This is a genomic window from Corynebacterium tuberculostearicum (assembly GCF_022347235.1).
Lineage (GTDB): Bacteria > Actinomycetota > Actinomycetes > Mycobacteriales > Mycobacteriaceae > Corynebacterium > Corynebacterium tuberculostearicum_F.
This window is the reverse complement of sequence record NZ_JAKRDX010000002.1, coordinates 43,832-67,724: the sequence shown is the minus strand read 5'-3', so window position 1 is coordinate 67,724 and position 23,893 is coordinate 43,832. Positions and strand designations below refer to the sequence as shown.

Here is a 23,893-nt window from a genome sequence, read left to right as displayed (position 1 = left end):
TTTAGTCCTCCCCTTCTGTGGGGTTGATGTCTACCGCATAGAACGATGGGCGGCCGATGGCCTCGGTGCTAAAGCCCTCGATATAGGGCTGGAAGCCATAGACCTGCGGCTCTTCAAACATGGGCAGGATATAGGCCTGTTCGGACAGGTAGTCCTGCATGCGGCCGGTCATGGCGAGGCGATCCTTTTCGCTGCTGAGGTTGAAGTAATCCTCCACCAGTTTCTGCAGCTTCTCATCGCCAAAGCTTTCGGTCTTCTCGTCATAGTTGAGGAAAGAATTGCGCCCGGTGCCATCCAGCCACGTGGCTAAGGTGTCCACATTGGCACGGCCGGTCATGGTGTGGCGTACCTGCACGGTGTCTTGGTCCTTCATGGCCTTTTGCTGCGCAGAGCGGTCACCCGGGTTGAGGTTGGCCTCAATGCCGACGTTCTTGAGCATCTCTTGGGCCTTGGTGAACATCTCTTTAGAGCGCGGCTGTGGGACGGCTTCATTGAAGGTCACGGACAGGCGCTTGCCGTCCTTTTCGCGAATGCCATCTTCTCCTGGGCGCCAACCGGCCTCATCGAGCAGGCGCTTAGATTCTTCTGGATCGAAGGCATAGTTCGCGGACTGATCCTTATAGCCAATAGCCGTCTTGGCCAGGATCGACGTGCCCTTGGGGTAGGAATCAGAAAAGAGGGTGTCCAGGATGTTATCGCGGTCAATAGCGTGGATGATGGCCTGGCGCACGCGCTTATCTTCCAAGAGTGGATGGCGGAAGTGGAAGTGGAAGCTATTATTCACGCCACGGGTGGGGGCGGCGAAAATCTGCAGGTTTTGATCCTTCAGGTGCTTCTCATCGGGAGCTTCGATCTGACGCGCGACATCGGACTGGCCGGCTACAAGCGAGCCCACGCGCACGGAGTCTTCGGCCGCGAGCACGATATTGATGCCCTCAATATCGGCCGGGCCCTGGTGGTCCTTGCGGGCCGGAGGCGCCCAGTCATAATCCTCGCGCTTCTTGAGCACCAGCTTGGTGCCCAGCTCTTCTTCCTCAATGACGAAGGGACCAGAACCGGAAATCGCAGTGGCATTGCCCGGCGCGAAGCCGGTGTCATCCAAATCCAGAGTGTCATTAGAAAGCAGGCCCTGGTTCATCACGGAGGTAGACTGCGGGAAGCCTGGGGAAGGCTCACTGAAGTAGAACTTCACCGTGTAGTCATCGATAACCTCGGACTTTTCATAGTTGGGCAGCTGCTCCGATGGAGTGAGCATGCGGTCCTCGTCGCCCAAGGCATAAAGGTCATAGTTCTTCTTCACGTTCGCAGCATCCAGGCGGGAGCCATCAGAGTAGGTCACGCCCTTGCGAATCTTGAAGGTGAACTCAGTATTGTCCTTGTTTGCCTTGGGCATCTCCTCCGCAACCCACGGGTGCAGCTCGAGGGTATCCGGGTCCTGCCAGAGCAGGCGGTCCGTGATGTTATTGAGCACACCACCGTTGGGGTAATAGCCGCCGGAGGGCGGATAGAGGTTGTTGAACATATTGGGCTCGACATAGGTGACCATGCCATCTTCCGCGGCGTGGGAAGTAGAGGCGCACGAGGTAAGCGAGAGAGCTAGCGCGCCGCTGGCCAGGACCGCGGCCACGGGCCGCAGGAGCCGAGAAAGTTGCTTCATAAAAGCTCGAGTTCCTTTAAGTCTAAAGTAGTACTCGCCCATTAGACCACACTCATACCTAGAAATACAAGACTGGCCAGTCTACCTTACTACCAGCCAAAACGGCGACACAACAAGAATCCGGTAGACCACCTAGTCTATTTTATTCTTACTGCCAGGTCCGATGATCCTGAAAGGGCCTGAATGTGGCACGATAGGAGGTATGTCTACTCCAGCAATCGCGATCGTCGGCATGGGCCCGCGCGGCATTTCCATCTTGGAACGCCTCTCCGCCCGCATGGACGATTCCAGCGACCCTATTACTGTCCACCTCATCGATGACGCCCAACATGGCGCCGGCCGCATCTGGGAAACGGATCAAACCAAGACGCTGTGCATGAATACTCGCGCCGGCGCGGTCACCCTCTTTACCGAGCCCGGCTCCACCGTTGATGCCCCGGTGCTCGAGGGCCCCATCCAGTACGAGTGGATTCAGCTGCTGCGCGGCGATGGCGAGAATATCTCCGCCGCCAAGCGCGAGCTTTTTGAGCAACACCCTCCGGCCGCTCATATTGCCCAGGACTACCGCGAGGAGCTCGCGGATACCCGCCCCGAATCGAATCCTTCGCGCGCACTGTATGGCGAGTACCTGCGCTGGGTCTATGACGTGGTCATTGCGCGCCTGCCCAAGAGCATTTCCACCGTGAATCACTTCAGCCGGTTGGAGACCATCAATGAGGACGGTCACCAAGACGTCCTCCACCTGGCCGATGGCTCAGAGGTGCGCGCCGATGCCACGGTGCTGGCCTATGGCTGGATGATTCCGGAATACAACGAACAAGAAAAGCAGTTGGCCGCTTCCGGTTTGAACTGGATCGCCCCTAATAATCCGGTAGAGCAGGACTACGCCGCCATTCCGGGCGGCGAGGACGTGCTGGTGCGCGGTTTGGGCATGGGTTTTTATGACATCATGGCGCTGACCACCATCGAGCGCGGCGGCACATTCGTGGAGGATCCTTCCGCGCGCTCCGGCCTGCGCTATGAGCCTTGCGGCCAGGAGCCCAACTTCATCATTTCCTCCGGCCGCGGCTACCCCTACCACCCCAAGTCCGAGTACGGTGAGCTGCCGCCGACCATGCCGCGCCGCCGCCTGCAGGAGGTCATTGCGGAGCTCAGTGGCACCCAGGACATCGACTTTGACGCCCAGGTCTGGCCTGCCATCGCGCGCGATAGCTACGAGGCTTATATCACCACCTTGGAGCGCGTGCGCCCAGATTCCCTCCTGCGCCCACGCGCGGAAATCCTCGAGGTCATCGATGCCACCGCCCCCGATGAGCTGGGCGCGGCCATTGCGCCCATGGTCACCGAACCATGGGACATGAACGATCTCATATACCAGATTGCCGGGTTTACCGGGGACATCGCTGAGCTCACCGAGCACATTGCCCAGTCCATGGAAGGCGATATTCGGGAGGCCGCCGCCGGCCACGACTCCCCCATCAAGGCCGCGCTGTGGTCGCTTTCGCAATCGCGCAAGCCTGCCTCCATCCTCGGCGCAGAGGGCCGCTACACCCGCGAGTCCCGCATCGGCCGCTACGGCCAGGTCATGTCCTTTGGCCAGATGATCGGCTCCGGCCCGCCGCTCTTCCGCGTGCGCCAGTTGCTCGCGCTTGTCGATGCCGGCCTGGCCCACTTCCTCGGCGATCACCCCACCGTGTCCATCGAGGCTGATCACTTCACCTTGACCTCCGGCCCGCGCTCGGCTTCGGCGCCCACGCTTGTCGACGCCTTTATGCACCGCCCCGACATCCGCACCGCCGGCGATGCCATGACGCGCTGCTTGGCGGATTCCGGCCGCGTGCGCCCCTTCCCCGATCACGGCCAGCCCACCGGTTCGCCGGAAACGGATGGGGCCACCCGCCGCACCGTCCACCCAGACGGCGAGTTGGATGCACGCCTGCATATCGTGGGCATCCCCACCTATTCCCAGTGGCCGGACACCACCATTTCCCCCATGCCGGGCACAGACCCGCTCATGCTGCAGGAAACCGACAAGGCTGCCGGTTCCCTTCTCGCCGTGGTGCGCTCCTAGCCACCGCACCTGCGCTATGGGCCCAGTGCCGCGGCCTATAGCGCGTCGAGGGCCTGCTCCAAGTCTGCGAGCAGGTCATCGATGTCTTCGATACCGATGGAGATGCGCACCAGATCTTCCGGCGGCACCAGCTCGGACCCTTCTGCGGATACGTGCGTCATATTCTTTGGGTGCTCGATGAGCGATTCCACTCCGCCCAGCGATTCTGCCAGGCAGATCAGCCGCGTATTGAGGCAGATCTGCTTGGCATGCTCCGCGCTGTGGAAGCGCACGGACATCATGCCGCCGAAGCCACGCATCTGCTGTGCCGCCAGTTCATGCCCCGGATGCTCCTTGAGCCCTGGGTAGAGCACCTGCTTGACCTCAGGTCGTCCCTGCAAAAATTCCGCTACCTTCTGGGCATTCGCGCAGTGGCGATCCATGCGCACCGACAGCGTCTTGATACCGCGGGCGGTAAGGTAGGCGTCGAAAGGCGAGCTCACCGCGCCCACATTGCCCTGGAAGTAGAGCAGACGCTCGTCCACGTGGGCGTCATTAGTAACTACCGCGCCACCCAGTACATCTGAATGCCCACCTAAGTACTTGGTGGTCGAGTGCAGCACGTGGTCGGCGCCGAGTTCCAGTGGGTTCTGCAGGTAGGGCGTGGCAAAAGTATTGTCCACCAGCACCTGCGCGTTGCCCTTAATCTTGGCCACCGCGGCAATATCGGTGATATTGAGCGCCGGATTGGTGGGCGTTTCCAGCCAGATGAGCTTGGTATTTTCTTGAACCGCGGCCGCAACCGCAGCGGTATCGCTGGTGTTCACGATGGACATCTCCACGCCCCACTCGGTGAAATCATTGAGCAGGCGGTAGGAACCACCGTAGGCGTCATTGCCCAAAATGACGTGATCTCCTGGGCGCACCAGGATGCGGATCAAGGTATCGGCGGCGGCCATGCCGGAAGAAAACACGCGTGCATACTCCGCGCCTTCCAGTGCCGCTAGGGTGCGCTCCAGCGAGCGCACGGTGGGATTGGCCACGCGGCCGTATTCGAATCCGCCGCGCAGCTGCGCCAAGCCATCTTGCGCAAACGTGGTTGAGGCATAAATGGGCACGTTGATAGAGCCCATGTGCGGATCCGGGTGATAGCCGCCATGGATGGAACGGGACGTAAAGCCTTGAGCGAGGTTCTGCGTGCTGCGTTCAGTCATAGCACCACAGTCTAGACCAAGCTGTTCATTTCCAACCGAGAGATGGGTATTTATTTTCACACTCTCGGACACCCACGACTCATCGCACTTTCAGCCTCTGCCCTTACAATGGGCGCAGTTCATTTTGTCCTCGACTAAGAAAGAATGATGAATACGCAATTCTTAGCATCCGCCGCTTCCACCACGGACTCGGCCATCGAGTCCGTGTCCAATTTTTGGAATGACGAGAAGGTACAAAGCTGGCTTATCGAGCGCCCGATTCGCATCGCTATCATCCTTATCCTGGCCATTATCGCCCACTGGCTCCTCCACCGAGTTATCAACAAAGTGGCCGAAAATAGCATCAAGTCCTCCGGGCTAGATAAGCAGCGCTTGCGCGGGAAATTCAAGGGCCGCGCCAATCGCCCCGAGCTCAGCCAACAAGAAGAGGCCATGCGCCAAACCCGCGAGACCCGGCGCGCCTCCCGCATCAAGACACTTGCCGGCGTAGCCCGTTCCGCCGCCGCCATCTTCGTCTGGGTGTGGGCCGTTATTGCCATCCTGGATGAGTTAGAGGTCAACGTAGCACCGCTTATCGCCTCCGCCGGTGTCATCGGTGTCGCCCTCGGCTTTGGCGCACAGGCGCTGGTGAAGGACTTCCTTTCTGGCATCTTCATGCTCATTGAGGACCAATACGGCATTGGTGACGTGGTTGATTTGGGCAATGGCGTCTTTGGCGATGTCGAGTCCATCTCCCTGCGCATCACCACGGTCCGCGATATCGATGGTGCCCTGTGGTACGTGCGCAACGGTGAAATTCTCCAGGTGGCCAACCACTCCGATGAGTACTCCGTTGCCCGCATCCAGATTCCGGTAGGCCTTTCTAATGACCCAGAGGTTGCTGGCGAAGTCATTGAGGACGCAGTGAAAGAAGCCGCACAGGACGATAAGGTGCGCAAGCTCATCCTCAGCACGCCCCGTGTGGACGGCATGTCTGGCTTTGAGCCGGATTATGTATCCTTCCGCGTCTCGACCAAGACCTTGCCGGGCAAGCAGTGGGACGTGCAGCGTTTCTTGCAGTCTCGCGTGCTCAATGTCATGCACGCTAAAGGTATTACCACCCCCTACCCGCACGGCATCGGTATTTCCGATCCCCGCAAGGAAGAAGAAGAGTAAATGGATTCTGTTTATGAGGCCATCGGTGGCATGGAGACCTTTGAGCGCCTCGTCCACGGCTTTTATTCCCAGGTCAAAGAGGACGATGTCATTGGCCCGATGTACCCCGATAATGACTGGGAAGGCGCAGAACAGCGCCTTACCTGGTTCTTGGCGCAATACTGGGGCGGCCCGCAGCTATTTTCTGAAAACCGTGGGCACCCGCGCCTGCGCATGCGCCACGCCCCCTACCCCATCGATATCACCGCCCATGATCGATGGCTTGAGCTTATGGGCAACTCCCTCGCGGACATAGACGAGGAAACCATCCCACCCGCCTACCGCGAGATGATGTGGGATCACATGCAGCGCGTGGCCGCCATGATGATCAACAAGGCCCCGTAACCACGCCACCCCTTCAGCGCAGATAACTCAAGCCCGGGCCCCATTTCTAACGGGGCGCCGGGCTTGTGGTGTATCTAGCGCAGACTACGCCGGGTGATGACTAGTCTTCCCAGTCAAAGGCCTTGCGCACAGGCTCGGAAACCAGACGGCCACCGCGGGTCATGACGCCGCCTTCCAGACCTGGGAAGCGCTTGATGGCGGCATCCAGGCTGTCATTGGCTACCGCGCGGATATACGGCAAGGTCGCAGAAGACAACGCGCGGGTGGAGGTATTGGCCACCGCACCCGGCATATTCGCCACGCAATAGAACAGGGTGTCATGCACCTTGAAGGTGGGGTCATCGTGGGAGGTCTTCTTGGAGTTTTCGAAGCAACCGCCCTGGTCGATGGCTACGTCCACGAGGACCGCGCCCTTCTTCATCTTCTTTACGGTCTCCTCACGCACCAGCTTCGGCGCGGCGGCACCCGGAATAAGTACGGCACCGATGACGAGGTCGGCTTCCTGCAGTTCCTTATCGATCGTGGCCGGATCGGAAATCAGGGTGCGCACGCCACCAGCGTACTGATCATCGAAGCGCTGGAGAACGTGCGGATCGAGGTCCAACACCGTCACCTCGGCGCGCAGACCGTGGGCCATAGCTACAGCGGACGCGCCAACCTGGCCACCGCCAATTACTACGACGCGTGCCGGCTGGGTGCCCGGAACACCGGAGACCAGCAGGCCACGGCCACCCTGGGTGGACAGCAGGTGATGGGTGCCTTCGATGGCAGCAAGGCGGCCAGCCACCTGGGACATCGGGGTGAGAAGCGGCAGGGTGCCGTGGCGGTCGGTGACCGTCTCATAGGCGATGGCGGTGGTTTTGGCGTCGACAAGTGCCTCAGTCAGCGGACGGTCCGCCGCAAGGTGCAGGTACGTGAAGACGGTGAGGTCTGGGCGCAGGTACTGGTACTCAGCTTCGAGTGGCTCCTTCACCTTCAGCAGCAGCTCTGCTTGTGCCCAGGTATCTTCCGCAGTGCCAACGATGCTGGCACCCGCGGCCTCGTACTCGGAGTCTGGGAAAGAAGCGCCCTCACCGGCACCGGTCTCAATAAGGACCTCATGGCCATCCTGAACGAGGGTCTGTACGCCGCTCGGGGTAAGAGCCACGCGATTCTCGTTATTCATGATTTCTTTTGGCACAGCAATACGCATTACATAGTCTCCTTGTAGGTGCAGGAAATTACATCGACCATGTAAGAGTAACGCAGGACACGTTTGCGCGCGGCGCTCTGCTAGTGAATTCACACTGCGGGGGTAGCGTTACACTAACGCGCTAGTTAAACACGCTGTTCACAAGGTTTCGGGCGACACGGTCCAAGGATCCCTCTACCCCTAAGACAGACTACTTTTCGGGCAACCTCGCCCATTATGGGGCGTTGGTATGCCGAGATTGTTGAACACCAGAGGTATGTGCCCTGGCGGCGAAGGCTAGAACAAGGACAAGCGGGTGGAACGGTAAATGCTGCCAAAGGGGGCGTCGAGTCGCACCCACCGACCCAACTGAGCCACCCGCAGGTGCCGCGGCACGTCCATCGGGGCGGAAAACCCAGGAATAAGCCCCAGGTTGGTACAGGCAAAGATCATGCGCATGGGAATTTCCACCGTGGCGCCATCGCCTTCCACCGTGACAACGGTCTGATTCAACAAGCTGGACGGCGGGCCCATGGGGCCAGAAAATTGCCGGGTCAGTTGCTGACCTTTATCGGAAAGTTCACGAACAACGGTAACTGGCAAGGTATCGACCACACTGTAGCCAGTCGCCGGCGGCAATGCTCCCGGCCACGATGGATCGCGGGCAGGACCCAAATCTAACATGCCGCTAGATTCATGCTCTTTGAGCTGATCGGCGAGCGTGGCAGCAGAAACCACAGCTCCATCGCGGGACGCGACGCCTTGGACGCGGCGGGAGGCAACCACCTCGAAGGGAGTGGTGACGAAGACATCGACGACGTCATCAGCCAGCTGGCGCAGCCGCACCGAAGCGCCCGCGTCCAAGCCAACCGCGCGCGTGACAAGGGCCCGAAGGCCAGGTCCACCGCTTCCAATTTCTAGAGTCTCGGTGACCATGCCTTCGGGCCCTGCCTTTCTAATCTGTGCTCTGCTCCGCTGCTAGTTGGCGGCGGTATTGTGCAGAATATCCTTTTCCTGATCCGTCAATGGACGCGGGGTCTGCTGCTGACGGTCAATGACTACCTGCACGCAATCCACGGTTGCCGCAACCTCGCCCTGGGCGTTCTTCACCTGCTGAGTGGTGGTAAACGAGGTGGTACCGATCTGCGAAATGGTAGTTTCCACCTCCACCGTAGTGGTGTCCTTAAACTCCATCGGGCGCAGGAAGTCCACGTCCAGGTGGCGTACAAACGCAACGAAGTCGAGGCCTTTGGAATAGATATGTTCCTTCGCAAAGGCCAAACGCGCTTCCTGGGCGAGCTCGATGTAGTTTGCGTTCATCATGTGGCCGTACATATCAAAGTCCGACCAGCGGGTTTGAATACGGTACGTGTGCACGCTTGGGGTTGCCATCATTCTCCTCAGTTAAGGCGTTAGCTACTTAGCGGGTCAGCTTGCGGTGGGTCACGCGGGAAGGACGGGCTGCCTCTTCACCGAGGCGGTCGACCTTGTTCTTCTCGTAATCGCCGAAGTTACCCTCGAACCAGAACCACTGGCCTTCTTCCACATTGCCTTCCCAGGCCAAGATGTGGGTACAGGTGCGGTCCAAGAACCAGCGGTCGTGGGAAATGACCACGGCGCAGCCCGGGAACTTCTCCAGCGCGTTTTCCAGCGAGCCGAGGGTTTCCACGTCCAAGTCGTTGGTCGGCTCGTCAAGGAGGATCAGGTTGCCGCCCTCCTTCAGGGTCAGCGCCAAGTTCAGGCGGTTGCGCTCACCACCGGAAAGCACCTTGGATGGCTTCTGCTGATCTGGGCCCTTGAAGCCGAACGCGGACAGGTAGGCACGCGAAGGCATCTCGTTTTGGCCCACGTGAATGTAATCTAGGCCGCCGGAGACAACCTCCCAAACGGTTGCCTCAGGGTCGATATTCTCGCGGTTCTGGTCTACGTAGGACAGCTTGACGGTATCTCCGACCTCGACGGAACCGGCATCTGGCTGCTCCAGGCCAACGATGGTCTTAAACAGGGTGGTCTTACCCACGCCGTTCGGACCGATAACGCCCACGATGCCGTTGCGCGGCAGGGTGAAGGAAAGGTCCTTAATCAGAACGCGGCCATCAAAGCCCTTCTGCAGGTCCTTGACCTCTACAACCTTATTGCCCAAGCGCGGCGGGGTAGGAATCTGGATTTCTTCGAAGTCGAGCTTCTTGTATTTCTCGGCCTCGGCTGCCATCTCCTCGTAGCGCTCCAGACGAGCCTTGTTCTTGGCCTGGCGGGCCTTTGCACCGGAGCGAACCCACTCCAACTCGTCCTTCAAGCGCTTGCGCAGCTTCGCATCCTTCTTGCCGGCAACCTCCAAGCGCTCCTGCTTCTTATCCAGGTAGGTGGAGTAGTTGCCCTCGTACGGGTAGAGCTTGCCGCGGTCAACCTCACAGATCCAGCCCGCGACGTGGTCGAGGAAGTAGCGGTCGTGGGTCACGGCCAAGACAGCACCCGGGTAATCGGCCAAGTGCTTCTCCAGCCACTGCACGGACTCGGCGTCCAGGTGGTTCGTAGGCTCGTCGAGCAGCAGCAGGTCCGGCTCGGTGAGCAGGAGCTTAGCCAGCGCTACACGACGGCGCTCGCCACCAGAGAGGTTGGTCACTGGGGCGTCGGAAGGCGGGCAGCGCAAAGCTTCCATGGCCTGCTCGATCTTGGAATCAACCTCCCAAGCATCGGCGGCGTCCAGCTCTTCTTGCAGCTTGCCCATCTCTTCCATGAGCTCGTCGCTGTAGTTGGTGGCCATTTCCTCGGCGATCTGCTCGAAGCGCTGCTTCTTTTCAAAGATATCGCCCAGACCCTCTTCGACGTTGCCGCGCACGGTCTTCTCGTCATTGAGTGGCGGCTCCTGCTGCAGGATGCCCACGGTGGCACCTGGATCCAGGAAAGCCTCGCCGTTGGAAGGCTGGTCCAGGCCGGCCATAATCTTCAGAATGGAGGACTTACCGGCACCGTTAGGGCCGACCACACCAATCTTGGCACCTGGGTAGAACGCCATTGTTACATCGTCAAGGATGACTTTATCGCCAATTGCCTTGCGCACGTTTTTCATCGTGTAGATGAATTCGCCCACTTTTACCCCTTTGCAAAAATTTGGGAGACGTATTTATCTACACAAACACTACATCAGAACCACCGCCCAAGTGCCTCGGGTCAGGTACACCCGAGGCGATCAAGCCGGTGGGGAAACGCTTAAGCGTTCACTGGGGCGGATTCTGCCTCGGCAGCCTCCTCTTCCACCTCGGCGTCGTCGAAGGAATCTTCTTCCCCACCGCGTGCAGCTGCGGCGCGCTCGGCTAGATAGCGGTCCGCCGCGGTATCGGCAGCGGTATCTCCCTGCCCCGCCTGTTGCGGCGGCAGGCTGTGGTCCACGTCCGGTTCGATGGCATTGTCCCCCAGTTCTGGGACCGCAATATTTTCCTGGTTGTACTGCGGAGCGAGCCGCTTGGTACCGATAACGTGGCGGTTCAGATCCAGGCCCACATACTGCGCCTTAATGAACGTGCGGAAGTGATCGGTGCCCTGGTCATCGCGCCATTGCTCGGTGACCAAGGAGCCCACGATGACCAACGGCATGCCCTTAGCTAGGGATTTGCGCACATTGATGGCGAATTGATTCCACATTTCGACGTCGATGTAGAGGTGGTCCACGTCGCGCCACTGCGGGGCCTTGGGGTTATTTCCTTCCGGATCATTGGCGCCGGTATCGACCTGACGGTCCGGAATTCGGCGGGAAGAGGCGACGCGCAGCTTAGCCTTATAGGCCCCAGTTGAAGTCTTGGTCAGAATGGGATCGCGAGTAAGGCGACCGGTCAAGGTAATTGGGTATTGGGACATGGTGCTAGAAAATCCTTTGCTGGATAGTTGGATAGGCGAGTTCGGTTTTCCTCGCTCGCTTCCATATCCTGATGCCGGCGCGCAAGCTGCACCATGCCGGCGACCCCTACCCTGTGAATAACTTGTTGTACCCGTCAACAAAACTCGGGTTTGGGGGCGATTTTGAGCCGGTTATCCACAGGCTAGCGCCCGCGGAAGCTCGATTCATCGCCGTGGCCCATATCCTGCAGCATCGCGTTATAGCGTTCCAATTCGGCATCATCGTCCGCATCCGCCTGCATATCGTGGCGGCGGGCGGTAGCGCGATCATCGCTGAGCCAATCCAGGAAAAGTTTGCCAAAGACGATAACCAGCGGGAACTGACCAAAGCCCCACGCGATGCCGCCGCCCACACGTTGGTCTTGGAGCAGATCCTGATCCCAGGGCAGCTCCAAATACTGGTAGAAGTCTGCACCCAACACGCTTTGCAGCTGCATCAGGTACACGCCGGCAAAGAGGTGGAATGGCATGGAAAGGAACAGCACAGCCAATCGGAACGGGGTGGAGTGCCGCTTGGGAAGTGGATCCGGCCCGATAATTTCCCAGAAATAGAAGCAGCCGGAGATGATGAACGTAAAGTTCATAATGAGGTGGCCGGCGTGCTCGGAGATAGCGAATTGATAGAGACCCGGGAACAAATACAGCACGTAGAGGAAAAATAGGTACTGCACGAGGTTGACAAACGGATTGGTAATAAACGCGACGATCTTGGACTGGGTGGCTGCCAGCGCATAGTCGTGCAGGCTGGGCTTCCCCTTCGGTCCTGCCTCAAAGGCCTCCATGAGCAGGGTCAGTGGCGCCCCCAGGACGAGCAGGAGCGGTACCGCCATCGACAAAATCATGTGCACCAGCATGTGCATGGAGTACATCGCCGGCATGTAGAGACCCATGCCGGTAGACATCACAATGGTCAGGCCCAGCGCACCGCACATAAACCATGCGGTACGCCCCTTGCTCCAGGTCAGGCCGCGCTTGTGTACGCGGTAGACGCAGTAGCCATAGGCCGCAGCCAAAAGCAGGCCAATGGTGCCAAACATGATGTCAAAGCGGAACATGGTCCACACGTTGAGCACCGTGGGCTTTTCAAACAGCTCATAGCCCATCAGAATCTGCATCGAGTTGAGGTTGGGATCCCGCGGTGCGGGCGGCACAGTGCGGCCCAGCGTGATGGCTACGCCAATGGTGGCGGCCATCACCGCTACTTCCACGATGGCAATGCGAATAAAAAGGCGCGGATTCTTGCCCAGCTGCGGGATGGTGAGCTCGCGGTGAGCGAGGCCGAAAATGCCCAGCAAAATCGTCAACACGAACTTGGTAATCAGAATGATTCCGTACGCGGAATCCACCAGATCGGAGATATTCATGCGGATGAGCGTGTTAATCAAGCCCGAGACAGCAAGCACCACAATGGCCATAAAGGCGATGCCGGAGTAGCGCTTCACCGCAAAGGCGAGGTTAGGGCCGAGGCGCCGACCATGGGCGATAAGCGCCATAAGCCCGCCTACCCAAAGCATGACGAAGACCAAGTGCCACAGGAGCGAATTGGTGCCGTAATCATGGTCGCCGCCTGCCGCGGAATGGCCTTCCATGCCAATGGGCACGACCTGCATTATGGACAAGAAAAGCAGAACTGGCTGCATAGACCAGCCACGGCCCACGAGCCCGAGAATGCCCACTACCAGGGCAATGACCACAGAGATTGCCCACACAATGGTGGTGGAAATTTCCGTCAGAGCCATCTTCATAATGGAAGGATTGAATACCTGAGAAAAGGGCGCGCCGGTAAGGTCGGACATAATGAGCGGGATTTCCACGAGCCCCACGGCCGCCATGCCAAAGGAAGCCCACGTACCGGTGCGGGCGGCGATGTGGCCGTCGACGGACAAGGGGGCATCGATAAGCGCGGCATTGTCCCCGCGCGGAGCGATGAGGAACGACGAGGCCAAGAATGAGCCCACGGACAAAGCCATGAGAATCCACGCCACACCTCGAAAGAGCGGCAAGCCAAAGGTGGTTATGCGGCCGGGGTCCGGAATGCCTAGCGCCGCCAGGGAATCAGCCAGGAGGAACAGGGAAATAAAACCGGCGATCAGGCCGGCAATAAGCATCGCTGCGATATAAATTCCCCAGGAAGAGCGGGGCTTCTTACCCGCCGCGTTCACACTGTTAACCTGCTCATTTGCCATAATGCGCATTGTATAGCGCCACCTAGTTTCTCACCTAACACACATTTTGTCTTTACATGTGTCATTATGGAGCTTATGGACACCCGTCAACTTCTTTATTTTCGCGCCGTTGTAGACAATGGCTCCTTCACGCACGCTGCCGAATCCCTCGATATGACCCAGCCGTCTCTGAGCCTTTCCATCCGGAAGCTAGAAAAGGAGCTCAACGCCCAGCTGCTCTCGCGCGGTCGCTCCGGTGTCTCCACCACTGAGGCTGGCGATTATGTCTACGAAACGGCCGTCAAGGTTGATGCGCTGCTCAGCGAAACCCAGCGCCATATCAGCGAAATCACCGGCGACAAGGCCAGCACCGTATCCCTCGCCTCCGGCGCCATCTTGAACTGGGAATTTACCCCTGCCGCCCTGGCTGAGCTCAAGCGGATTTACCCCACCGCCAATATCTCGCTGGACGACGCCGAGCCGGCCACCGCTATCAAGCACCTACTGGATGGCCAGGTGGACCTAGCGCTCTTGCCGACGTCCGATCCAAAGGCCTTCATTCGCCGCTACTCCCCCGAGCTCACCGTCCACCAGGTGGCCACGTTCGATTACTCCGTCGCCCTTCCCCAGCGCCTCGCCGAGTTGGAATCCCCCGTCTCCCTCGCCGAGCTGAAGAAGGAAACTTGGCTTGTCCCACCGCGCAGCCGCGAACTTCCGGAACTGGCCGAGTTCTACCACGACCTGTGGAATAGCCGCCCGGGCCTCAAGCCGGAAAAGACCCAGGAGGTCGCCAGCCTCAATAGCGCAATTCCCATGGTCTCCAGCGGACTGGGTGTTAGCATCGTGCCCAATTGCGCACCTACTGTGCAGCCGCACGGCATCATCACCCGCCCCATTGCTGATGACCTGCCGCGCTACTACGCCATCGTGGCCTACCGCACGGATCGCGAGCTGACCGCAGCTGCCCAAGACTTGGTGGACATCCTGCGCTCGCCGCAGCGCACCCTGGCTTAGGTTTCCTCGCCCTCGTGGGCTACTATGAGTGCGTTGTAAGCCCCCATAGCTCAGTGGATTAGAGCAGTGGGTTTCTACCCCATGTGTCGCGGGTTCGAATCCTGCTGGGGGCACCGCGCGAAAGCCTTGAGGCGCCGAGTTTCTCGCCGCTTCAAGGCTTTTTGTTTACGCTAGGACTCACCATGCCCCCACTCCGGAAAGGCTTAACCATGTCACTTCCCGCCCCTTCCCGAACGTCCTACGCCCTCGTTACGGGCGCCAGCCAAGGCATTGGCAAGGCCATGGCGCAGGATTTCGCAGCACTGGGATATAACGTCATCCTTGTGGCCCGCCGCCGCGAGGTCCTGGAGTCCATCGCCGCCGAGCTCGAGCAGCGCCATAATATCGAGGCCATTGCCCTGCCGGCGGACCTAGCGGTGGCTGACGACGTCGCCCGTGTGGCCGAGACCATCGCCACCCGCGAGGTGTCTATTTTGGTCAATTCCGCCGGCATCGCCAGCTTCGGCCCCTTCATGGACCAAGACTGGTCGTACGAGACGACACAGTTCGAGCTCAACGGCACTGCCGTCCACCACCTCACGCGAGCCGCCTTGGAGCAAATGCTGCCTCGCCGCAGCGGCGCTATCTGTAATGTCGGCTCTGCCGCGGGCAATATCCCCATCCCTAATAACGCCACCTACGTTTTCACCAAGGCGGGCGTCAATGCCTTTACGGAGGCCCTGCACTACGAGCTGAAGGGCTCCGGCGTCTCGTGCACCCTGCTCGCCCCCGGCCCCGTGCGCGAGGCCACCATCGCAGAGGAAGACCAGTCGATCGTGGACAAGGTGGTACCGGACTTTTTGTGGACCACCTACGAGTCCTGCTCCCAAGAAACCATCGAGGCCATGCGCCGCAACCAGCGCCGCGTGGTGCCCGGCCCGCTATCTAAGGCGATGAATACCCTCAGCCAAGTGCTGCCCACCCCGGTGATTGCACCGCTGGTAGGCAGCTTCTACGCCAAGATGGGCTAGGCCCCGGCGCCTTCTAAGTCCTTGTCTTTGTTTTTGAGCACGCTGCCCTCGCCGCGTGCTCGTTTGCGCTCTACCCAGAAGTCCGCGTTCTTGATACCCAAAGCTTCTGGGTCGAACTGCGGATCCTTGCCGGCCTTCTTCTGCTTTTCATAGTCCTTGAGTGCCTTGATGGCGGGAACCTGCAGGAAGAGGATGGCGACGATATTGAGCCATGCCGTCGTGCCGACGCCGATATCGCCCAGCGCCCACGCCGCACCCGGAGTGGTGGTGGCGCCAACCACGACAGAAACAATAATCAGCGCGCGCAGGACCCAAATCAGACCACGGCGGGCCGTGCGGGAGCGGACCCAGCGGTTGAAGTAAGTCAGGTTAACTTCAGACATGTAGTAGTACGCTAGGACTGTCGTAAAGGCGAAGAAGGCAATGGAGACGGCAATGAAGGTTGGGCCCCAGCCGGCGAAGACGCTATCGAGTCCGGACTGCACGTAGCCAGGGCCGACCTCGACGCCATCAGGAAGCGAGCCGTTGTAGACCACTTCGCCGTCCTCGGAGCTGCCGCGGAAGACGGTGTACATGTCCGTAGAAATAATCATGAACGCGGTAGCCGAGCAGACGAAGAGCGTATCGACATAAACCGCGAAGGACTGCACGAAGCCCTGTTTAGCAGGGTGAGAGACCTCGGCGGCTGCAGCGGACTGCGGGCCGGTACCTTGGCCAGCCTCATTGGAGTAGATGCCGCGCTTAACACCCCACATGATGGCCGCGCCCAGCATGCCGGAGAATCCGGCTTCCATATTGAATGCGGACCTGAAGATGAGTCCGAAGACCTCCGGAATCTGCGAGAAGTTCATGCACATGACTACGACGGAAATCACGATATAAATGACTGCCATGAATGGCACGACAATGGTGGCGAAGGTCGCAATGCGCTTCACACCGCCAATAATGATGATGGCCAGAATGCCCGCCAAGACGACGGCTGCCCAGGTGGAGTTGATGCCCCAGGCGGTATCGGCCGCGGCGGCCACCGCATTGGCCTGGATGGCAGGCAAGAAGTAGCTGGTAGCCAAGATCATGGCGACGGCAAACACGATGCCGTAGACCACCATGAACGGCGCCGCCTTAGTGTGCTTGTAGGCCTTTTCGATGTAATAGGCGGGCCCGCCGCGGTACTCACCGGTGTCCTGGTCCTTCTCCTTGTAAATCTGCGCCAACGTACTTTCGATGAACGAGGTGGACGAGCCCAACAGCGCCACTGCCCACATCCAGAACACGGCGCCAGGCCCACCGAAGGCGATGGCTGTGGCCACGCCGGCGATATTGCCCACGCCCACGCGGCCGGAGAGCGAAACCATCAAGGATTGGAAGGAAGAAACGCCATCTGCGGACTTTTCTCCGTTAACGATCTGCTTGAGCATGTCCGGGATGCAGCGCACCTGCAGGCCGCGTGTCACCACGGTGAAATAAATACCCGCGCCGAGGCATAAAAACACCAAGACGGGGGACCAAATTACGGTATTGAGGGCATCGAGGAAGTTTGCCATCTGGTCTCTCCTAAGTCTGTCGCACCTCCCGAATGAAGAGCGATTAACCAGAGTATGCCCTAACTCACATCTTAGAGTGAGGCAAATCACCGATTAATTTTATGCAGTATAGTGCCACACTTACTGAAAGCTGGCGTTGTCCAGTAGCAATCGCCCCTCCAGGGCAGCCCGGCTCGTACCCCATACAGGGGTAAAAGCACGCGGGCGTAGAATGGGCCGCATGCCACATTCCGAGATAGCCGCAAAACACGACCGCCTCGTCTGGATCGATTTGGAGATGACCGGCCTCGACCCCGAGCGCCACGTCATTGTTGAGGTCGCCGCCGTCATCACCGATGGCAACCTCAACATCCTGGGCGAAGGCATCGACCTCGTCGTCCACGCCACCGAGGATGAGCTGGCACAGATGGATTCCTTTGTTACACAGATGCACGCTAAGTCCGGGCTGGATAAGGAAATCCGCGAGTCCACCACCTCCATCGGAGAGGCCGAGGATGCCGTACTCGCGCTCATCAATGAACATTGCGATCCTGAGCACCCCGCTCCCCTGGCCGGCAATTCCATCGCCACGGATCGCACCTTCATCCGCACTTATATGCCGCGGCTCGATAGCGCCCTGCACTACCGCATGATCGACGTCTCCACCATCAAGGAGCTTGCCCGCCGGTGGCACCCGCGCGCCTACTTCAACCAGCCCGATAAGGGCATGGCCCACCGCGCACTACAGGACATCATCGAATCCATCCGCGAGTTGGACTTCTACCGCCGCAGCGTCTTCCGCACCGACGAGGGCCCCACCTCCCCCGAAGCGGAGGAGATCAAGGCCGAAACCACCGCAGATTACCAGGCGTTTTTGTAATTTAGGCGGCGTGAGTTAACCTATATCTCGTTGCTTTCACGCAGCGATGGTGGCTGTAGTTCAGCTGGTAGAGCACCAGGTTGTGATCCTGGGTGTCGCGGGTTCGAGTCCCGTCAGCCACCCCAAATGCCCGAGCCTTGCGCTCGGGCTTTTTCAGTTTTCCGCCTGCATGCTCGCCAGCAGCTCCTCCGAGCGGGACCGACCGCCCACATCTGGCATGTCTCCGGTCACCACAAACTCGCTCACTCCCAGCCGCTTGCCGACGCCCCTAAGCTCCTCCCCCACTTCCTTCACCGTTCCCCATACGTCATGGGCCAGCGCCTCCTCAATGCGCCGGCGCTGCTGCCCCGTGAGCGCATCCATATCCAGCTCTCCTGCAGGCCGCAGGGCCCCGAACTCGCCGGTAGATTGCGCGAGCACCTTGGCATAGGCCTCCGGTAACAACAGGTCACGGGCGACCGCGGGCGTATCGGCAACGGCGATATTGAGCGAGGAGATGATAGGCGGGGCGTCGGCAAGCGCATGCTCCCGATACACCCGCGCGGCCGCCTCCTGCGTGGCCACCGGGCCGCCCAAAATGACGCCGAGCCCCATCTTGGCCGCAACCATGGCCGATCGAAAGCCCGCCAACACGTAGATCGGCGTGCCCGCATACTCCGGCCGCACCGTCACCGCCTCCTCGCCGCGCAGGTAGCGCAACAGCGTTGCCAGCTCCGCCTCAAAGCGCTGCTTCGCCACCGCCGGGTCGCCCTGGCGCAGCGCCCGCCGCACCGGGCCGGTAAAGCCGACGGAGGAGCCAATCCCAATATCGATGCGCCCGGGATACAACGCCTCGAGGAGGTTTATCTGCTCCGCCACCAGAAACGGCGGGTGATTTAACAGCATGATGCCGGCCGTGCCTACCCGAATGCGCTGCGTGCGCGCCGCCACGTGGGCCGCCAACATCCCCGGCTGCCCCGCCGGAATGCCTGGCACGCCGTGGTGCTCGGCCACCAGAAATCGCCGGAAACCAAGCCGCTCCACGTGCCGCGCGTGCTCAGCTACCTGGTCCAACGGCCCGGCCGCCCCGCGGTCTAAAACAGAAAAGCGCATGGCCACCACTGTAGCCATGCGCTTATCGCCTGCGCCGCTCTTGGGCGCTACTGATTGGCGTCCGCGTTGCCCTTAGACCACTCGTCCCAGGACATATTCCAGTCACCTAGTCCATCCAGCGCATTAAGCGTTTCACCGTAGGTATTGAACACGCGCACCACGTCGCCGCGCTTCATCGTCTCCTGGAACCACTGGGCAGCCTCCGGCGTGACGTTAATGCAGCCGTGCGAGGTATTGGTATTGCCCTGTGCCCCTACGGACCACGGAGCGGAGTGAACATAGATGCCGGAATAGGACATCTGGGTAGCCCAGTCCACCATTGTGCGGTAGCCACCCGCGGAGTGGGAAAGGCCGAAGGTCTCGGAGTCCATCAGCAGCTGCGGGTGCTCATCGCCGATGATGTATCGCCCATTCGGCGTATCGTACTGATAATCGCGACCCAACGAGACCGGGATGGCGCGCAAGAACTTCTTATTCTTGAAGACCTTCATGGTCTTGGTGGCGTTATCGATAATCGCCACGGTGCGGTCACCGATAGTGAAATTGGTCTTGGCGTTCTCGCCGCCGTAGATTCCACCACCCAGGTCCTTGCCGTACTGGTCCACCTTCACCTCAACCTTGGTGCCTGGCTCCCAGTACTCCTTTGGACGCCAGCGCACCTCCTGGTTGTTGACCCAGTAGAAAGCGCCCTTAACCTCAGGGTTGGTGGTCACAGTAATGGTCTTCTCGGCCGCCTTACGATCCGTAATCGGCACACCAAAATTCACGCCAATGACCTGGCCTACACCCACCTCAGAGTCCGGGATCGGAGTAAGCGAGACCTCGGCAACGCCCGCTGCTTGCGGGGTAGAAAAGCTGAGTTTCTTCTTGTTGCCATCCACATCGGAGGCGACGATGGAATAGGTGTGGTTATAGCCCAAGTCCTCCGCGGTAGACCACGTCTTCGCGTCCTTGGAGAGCTTTTCTTTGACTTCCACGCCCACTTCATTGGTCATGGTGACGCTCTTGAGCTTGCCGGAGGTCTTCACGGTTATAGGCTTGGACGGATCCACGTTTCTCGCCCCGTCTTTCACGGAAGCCGAGAGGCCGTCTTTCTTCTTGTCAGACTCTTTGCTCTCTTTACCGCTATTCTTTTCCCCGCCCGCGCTTGCGGCGGCGGTGGATTCTTGGTCAGTGGTTTGATCCTCGGCAGAGGAATCAGAGGAGCAGGAGGCGGCGGCTAGGGAAATGCACGCAACGCCCGCGGCCGCGATGAGGCGGCGCGCAATAGGGAGGGAATGTTTCACTGAGTTGCCCTTAGACACGTAATTGCTGCTTTCAAAGACCAATTTAGATTAGCGTCTCGCTCCAGCAATTACCAGAAGCCACTTCAGGCATTAACCAATTCGTTATAGACCTCTAAAAACCCGCCATAACCAGGCGATTTTACACTTTTCAAGAATGGCTGCTAGAGTATCTACTCGTTGCACAGAGAGCCACACGGCAGGAAGTCAACAATGCGCCATTAGCTCAATTGGCAGAGCAACTGACTCTTAATCAGTGGGTTCGGGGTTCGATTCCCTGATGGCGCACCACTTAAAAATTTAAATTAAAAAATTAGGCCGGGCAATAGCCCGGCCTTTTTGTTATCTCACCCGCAGCGGGGCAATGAGTGGAGCGCCGCCATGCTGGACGACGTCCGCCTCTACCCCATACACGCCTTCCACGAGCTCCCCCGTGAGAACGTCTGAAGGCGTGCCCTGAGCGCGAATATGGCCCTTCTTAAGCACCACCAGCTGATCACACATGCGCGCAGCCAGGTTGATGTCGTGAATGGCCACCAGGCCCAGGCTGCCGTCGCGCTTCGCCTTGGCACGCACCTCGTCCAGCACGAAGATCTGGTGATGCAGGTCGAGGGCGGACGTGGGTTCGTCGAGAAGCATGAGGCCTGGGTTGCCCACCAACATCTGCGCCACCGCCACCAACTGGCGCTGGCCGCCGGAAAGCTCGTTGAGGTAGCGCGAGGCAATCGCGTCCAGCCCCAGCGAGTGCAGCACCTCGCCGGTGCGCGTAATCGGGTCCTCGCAGGCCTCACGGCGCGCAGAGATCAGCACGGCTTCAAACGCCCGCAGCGCGGCCGTGCTCGTGAGATCCTGCGGCACGTAGCCGATGAGCTGCCGGCGGCGCTTGCCGCGCGGGGCCATGCCATCGACGCGGAAATCCACGTCTCCGTCGCAGCCGCGGTGCACGCCGGCCAGGGACTTAATGAGCGTGGTCTTGCCGGAGGCATTCGGCCCCAACAGGCCCACCAACTGCCCGCCGTGGAGTTTTTCCACATCCACGGACTCCAGCACGCGGTGCTTGCCATAGGCCGCACTCAGCCCGGAAATAGTCAGTTCTACGTCCACAGTGCCCTCCTTCGGGTCATGACGATGGCAATGAAGAATGGCACGCCCAGAAGCGAGGTAACAATGCCAATGGGAATAGCCAGGCCCGGCTTAATCATCAGGCTTACCGCATGCGCGGCGCACATCACGGCCGCGCCCGCCGCCATGGAGGCCGGCAGGAAGTAACGCTGATCCTCACCCACCAACATGCGGGCGATGTGCGGGCCCACCAAGCCGATGAAGCCGATGATGCCCGCGAAGGCCACGGTGGTCGCCGCAACGAGCGAAACCACGATGAGCACCACAACGCGCAGGCGGGAGGTATTGATGCCCATGGCGGTAGCGCGGGCGTCGCCAAGCCGCAAGGCAGTAAGGCGCCAGCCCAACGCCCACAAAATGGGCAGGGCGATAATCAGCACGGCCGCCAGCACGCCGTTGGCCGCCCAATTGGCGCGGGTAAGAGAGCCCATGGACCAAAAGACGATCTGCTGCAGCGCCTCGGCCGAGGACTGGTACTGGATAAGCGCCAGCATGGCCTGGAAGAAGAACACCAAGCCGATGCCCAACAGCACCATGGTCTCCGCCTTCGCGCCGCGGATAACGGCCGCGATAACAATAATGGCCGTAGCCACCGCGGCAGCAAGCCACGCCATCAGCGCCAGGTTGAACTGCGGCTGCGCAATCAGCTGCCACTTGAGCACGATGGAGGTGGCGCCGCCAAACGCGGCGGCCGCAGAAATGCCGAGGGTAAAAGGCTCGGCCAGCGGGTTATTGAGGATGGTCTGCATTTCCGCGCCGGCCAAAGACAGGGCCATGCCGATGAGCACGGCCATCACGGCCATGGGCAGGCGCAGCTGCCACAGCACCGTGCGCGTCTGGTCATCAAGCCCCGCGGGATTCACGATGCCCTTCATGACCTCGGCCGGGCTGATATCAATCGCGCCCACAAAGTTGCTGATAATAAAGGCCACGGCCGCAATCAGCGTCAGGCCCGCAACGATGCCGATGCGTTGCCACTTTAACTTCTTATGCTGCCGCGCCAGCGCGGCTACCTCTGCGCCCTCCATTAGTTGGTGCTAAAGAAGGTTCCCTCACCAGAGACCGGCGAGTACTTTTCTTGCGCGTCCATCCACTGCTTGGCGACGTCCACATCGGCATACGCTTCCGGATCAATCCACTCGGCCACCTGCAGCAGTGCCAGGTAATTAAACGGCGAATCATAGAACTGGTGCCACATGCTGTGGAAGTGGTGCTCCTTGACCGCACGCAGCTTATCGAAGCCGGCCTGCTTACCCGGCAGCTTAGCCACACTGCCCTTGGCTTCCTTTTCATCGATGCCATAACCGACGGCCGCATAGCCGACTGGGTGACCCTCATCGTCCTTCATATCGGACCAATCGCCACCGGTGGCAATAACCATGTCCGGGTCAGATTCCAAAACCTTCTCCGGGGTGATAGTGCCGGATTCGCCCGGGATGATTTCATCCGCAATATTCTCGCCGCCGGCCGCGTTGACCAGCTGGGAGATATTGGAATCGTTCCAGGAGCCGCAGCAATCGGACACACCGGCCGATCGCCAGACGAAGGCCCTTGGCTTGTCCTTTACCTGCTTCGCGCGGTCCTCAACCAGATCCACCGTCTTTTGCCAATCCGCGTTGAATTCCTCAGCGCGGTCCTCTTGGCCAAAGATCTCACCGAAGATGTCCATAGTCTTAGGCGTACTCTCCAGCGGGTCGCGGCGGAAGTCGGTGACCGCATACTTCAAGCCAGCCTGATCCATCTTGTCGGTCAGGCCAGCTTCGCGGGAGGCATCGTATTGATCCAGCGAGAGCACAATGAGGTCCGGGTCTAGGCTCACGAGTTTTTCTACGGTGACATCGCCCTTGGCAAAGCCGCCGATCTCTGGAACCTCGTTTACGGACGGCAGTTCCTTTTCCAGCGCCGCGTAGTAATCCGGCACGTTCTGTTTAAGATCCGTGCCAATGCCGACGACCTTGTCCAGTGGATTATCGGGGTCGAGTACACCGGTAGCAAAAATCGATCGGCCCTCCCCCAAAATCACACGATCGGGAGCCTTATCCAGTTCCACGTCACGGCCGATGATATCGGTGAAGGAGAACTCAGCATCGCCGCTGGAGCCGCCAGTTACTTCCTCAGCTGCGCCGCAGCCGACGAGTGCGGTTGCCGATGCCGCCACAACCGCCATTACCTTGAAGGGGGTATGAGCCATTTTTAGTCCTTGGTCGTTGGATGCCCTCGCGGCTAACGCGAAGGGCCTTACATAGGACATCCTAACCTGACTAGGTAAGGTAACCCAA

The 23,893-nt window shown here is 59.7% G+C and carries 20 protein-coding genes and 3 tRNA genes; 9 read left to right on the top strand and 14 right to left on the bottom strand.

All coding sequences use genetic code 11. The annotated features are described in order from the left end of the window. Position 1 precedes the first annotated feature (1 nt). Positions 2-1,657, bottom strand: coding sequence for a TIGR04028 family ABC transporter substrate-binding protein (locus MHK09_RS01400; RefSeq protein ID WP_250412448.1), 1,656 nt, complete (start codon positions 1,655-1,657; stop codon positions 2-4). Positions 1,658-1,859: 202 nt separating this feature from the next. Here MHK09_RS01400 and MHK09_RS01395 point away from each other — a divergent pair, with 202 nt between their 5' ends. Continuing rightward, complete coding sequence (locus MHK09_RS01395) at positions 1,860-3,728, top strand: FAD/NAD(P)-binding protein (RefSeq protein ID WP_250412446.1); 1,869 nt, start codon at positions 1,860-1,862, stop codon at positions 3,726-3,728. 35 nt (positions 3,729-3,763) lie between these two features. Here MHK09_RS01395 and MHK09_RS01390 read toward each other — a convergent pair whose 3' ends face one another. Continuing rightward, positions 3,764-4,921, bottom strand: a complete 1,158-nt coding sequence (locus tag MHK09_RS01390) for a cystathionine gamma-synthase (RefSeq protein ID WP_049377243.1) — start codon at positions 4,919-4,921, stop codon at positions 3,764-3,766. A 144-nt stretch (positions 4,922-5,065) separates the two neighbouring features. On the opposite strand from MHK09_RS01390, the gene MHK09_RS01385 reads away from it, so the two are divergent. Together MHK09_RS01385 and MHK09_RS01380 are read left to right on the top strand one after the other, a co-directional pair. Continuing rightward, positions 5,066-6,076: a mechanosensitive ion channel family protein gene (locus tag MHK09_RS01385; protein WP_198491961.1), complete on the top strand. Its 1,011-nt coding sequence runs from the start codon at positions 5,066-5,068 to the stop codon at positions 6,074-6,076. Beyond that, positions 6,077-6,460, top strand: a complete 384-nt coding sequence (locus tag MHK09_RS01380; protein ID WP_150851439.1) for a globin — start codon at positions 6,077-6,079, stop codon at positions 6,458-6,460. A gap of 100 nt (positions 6,461-6,560) precedes the next feature. Here MHK09_RS01380 and ald read toward each other — a convergent pair whose 3' ends face one another. The 6 genes from ald to MHK09_RS01350 all read right to left on the bottom strand — a co-directional run bounded on the left by ald (position 6,561) and on the right by MHK09_RS01350 (position 13,720). Then, positions 6,561-7,652, bottom strand: coding sequence for an alanine dehydrogenase (ald, locus tag MHK09_RS01375; RefSeq protein ID WP_250412444.1), 1,092 nt, complete (start codon positions 7,650-7,652; stop codon positions 6,561-6,563). Between the two features lie 276 nt (positions 7,653-7,928). Further along, positions 7,929-8,567: a DUF8185 domain-containing protein gene (locus MHK09_RS01370; protein WP_250412442.1), complete on the bottom strand. Its 639-nt coding sequence runs from the start codon at positions 8,565-8,567 to the stop codon at positions 7,929-7,931. A 42-nt stretch (positions 8,568-8,609) separates the two neighbouring features. After that, positions 8,610-9,026 (bottom strand): acyl-CoA thioesterase, encoded by a 417-nt coding sequence (locus tag MHK09_RS01365; RefSeq protein WP_250411345.1) that lies wholly within the window; start codon positions 9,024-9,026, stop codon positions 8,610-8,612. 25 nt (positions 9,027-9,051) lie between these two features. Beyond that, on the bottom strand, positions 9,052-10,722 hold the full coding sequence (ettA, locus tag MHK09_RS01360; protein ID WP_250412441.1) for an energy-dependent translational throttle protein EttA: 1,671 nt from the start codon (positions 10,720-10,722) through the stop codon (positions 9,052-9,054). A gap of 119 nt (positions 10,723-10,841) precedes the next feature. After that, positions 10,842-11,486, bottom strand: coding sequence for a single-stranded DNA-binding protein (locus MHK09_RS01355; protein WP_250412439.1), 645 nt, complete (start codon positions 11,484-11,486; stop codon positions 10,842-10,844). A 182-nt stretch (positions 11,487-11,668) separates the two neighbouring features. Continuing rightward, positions 11,669-13,720, bottom strand: coding sequence for a bifunctional copper resistance protein CopD/cytochrome c oxidase assembly protein (locus tag MHK09_RS01350; protein ID WP_250412437.1), 2,052 nt, complete (start codon positions 13,718-13,720; stop codon positions 11,669-11,671). 66 nt (positions 13,721-13,786) lie between these two features. On the opposite strand from MHK09_RS01350, the gene MHK09_RS01345 reads away from it, so the two are divergent. The 3 genes from MHK09_RS01345 to cmrA all read left to right on the top strand — a co-directional run bounded on the left by MHK09_RS01345 (position 13,787) and on the right by cmrA (position 15,714). Beyond that, entirely contained in the window at positions 13,787-14,704 is a 918-nt protein-coding gene (locus MHK09_RS01345; protein ID WP_208853982.1) for a LysR family transcriptional regulator, read from the top strand. Positions 14,705-14,743: 39 nt separating this feature from the next. Then, positions 14,744-14,817, top strand: a tRNA-Arg gene (locus tag MHK09_RS01340). 96 nt (positions 14,818-14,913) lie between these two features. Next, positions 14,914-15,714 carry a mycolate reductase gene (gene cmrA / locus MHK09_RS01335; protein WP_005327278.1) on the top strand — a complete coding sequence of 267 codons (801 nt, stop codon included), beginning with the start codon at positions 14,914-14,916 and terminating at the stop codon, positions 15,712-15,714. Here cmrA and MHK09_RS01330 read toward each other — a convergent pair. Then, positions 15,711-17,258: an alanine/glycine:cation symporter family protein gene (locus tag MHK09_RS01330; RefSeq protein WP_250411918.1), complete on the bottom strand. Its 1,548-nt coding sequence runs from the start codon at positions 17,256-17,258 to the stop codon at positions 15,711-15,713. The genes cmrA and MHK09_RS01330 overlap by 4 nt on opposite strands. 211 nt (positions 17,259-17,469) lie before the next feature. Between MHK09_RS01330 and orn the strand changes: the two genes are divergently transcribed. Further along, positions 17,470-18,117, top strand: coding sequence for an oligoribonuclease (gene orn, locus MHK09_RS01325; protein WP_005327280.1), 648 nt, complete (start codon positions 17,470-17,472; stop codon positions 18,115-18,117). A gap of 49 nt (positions 18,118-18,166) precedes the next feature. Then, a tRNA-His gene (locus tag MHK09_RS01320) sits at positions 18,167-18,242 on the top strand. Positions 18,243-18,270: 28 nt separating this feature from the next. Here the strand turns inward: MHK09_RS01320 and MHK09_RS01315 are convergent. Together MHK09_RS01315 and MHK09_RS01310 are read right to left on the bottom strand one after the other, a co-directional pair. Next, on the bottom strand, positions 18,271-19,227 hold the full coding sequence (locus MHK09_RS01315; RefSeq protein ID WP_250409277.1) for an MsnO8 family LLM class oxidoreductase: 957 nt from the start codon (positions 19,225-19,227) through the stop codon (positions 18,271-18,273). A 29-nt stretch (positions 19,228-19,256) separates the two neighbouring features. Next, positions 19,257-20,495 (bottom strand): L,D-transpeptidase, encoded by a 1,239-nt coding sequence (locus MHK09_RS01310; RefSeq protein ID WP_150851453.1) that lies wholly within the window; start codon positions 20,493-20,495, stop codon positions 19,257-19,259. Between the two features lie 212 nt (positions 20,496-20,707). On the opposite strand from MHK09_RS01310, the gene MHK09_RS01305 reads away from it, so the two are divergent. Further along, positions 20,708-20,783 (top strand) — tRNA-Lys (locus MHK09_RS01305). 51 nt (positions 20,784-20,834) lie between these two features. Here MHK09_RS01305 and MHK09_RS01300 read toward each other — a convergent pair. From MHK09_RS01300 to MHK09_RS01290, 3 genes are read right to left on the bottom strand one after another with little or no spacing between them, the layout of a single operon-like run. Next, on the bottom strand, positions 20,835-21,596 hold the full coding sequence (locus MHK09_RS01300; RefSeq protein WP_005327283.1) for an ABC transporter ATP-binding protein: 762 nt from the start codon (positions 21,594-21,596) through the stop codon (positions 20,835-20,837). Further along, on the bottom strand, positions 21,587-22,642 hold the full coding sequence (locus MHK09_RS01295; protein ID WP_250412435.1) for a FecCD family ABC transporter permease: 1,056 nt from the start codon (positions 22,640-22,642) through the stop codon (positions 21,587-21,589). Before MHK09_RS01295 ends, MHK09_RS01300 begins: the two co-directional genes overlap by 10 nt. Further along, positions 22,642-23,805, bottom strand: coding sequence for an ABC transporter substrate-binding protein (locus MHK09_RS01290; RefSeq protein WP_250412434.1), 1,164 nt, complete (start codon positions 23,803-23,805; stop codon positions 22,642-22,644). Before MHK09_RS01290 ends, MHK09_RS01295 begins: the two co-directional genes overlap by 1 nt. Positions 23,806-23,893 lie beyond the last annotated feature (88 nt).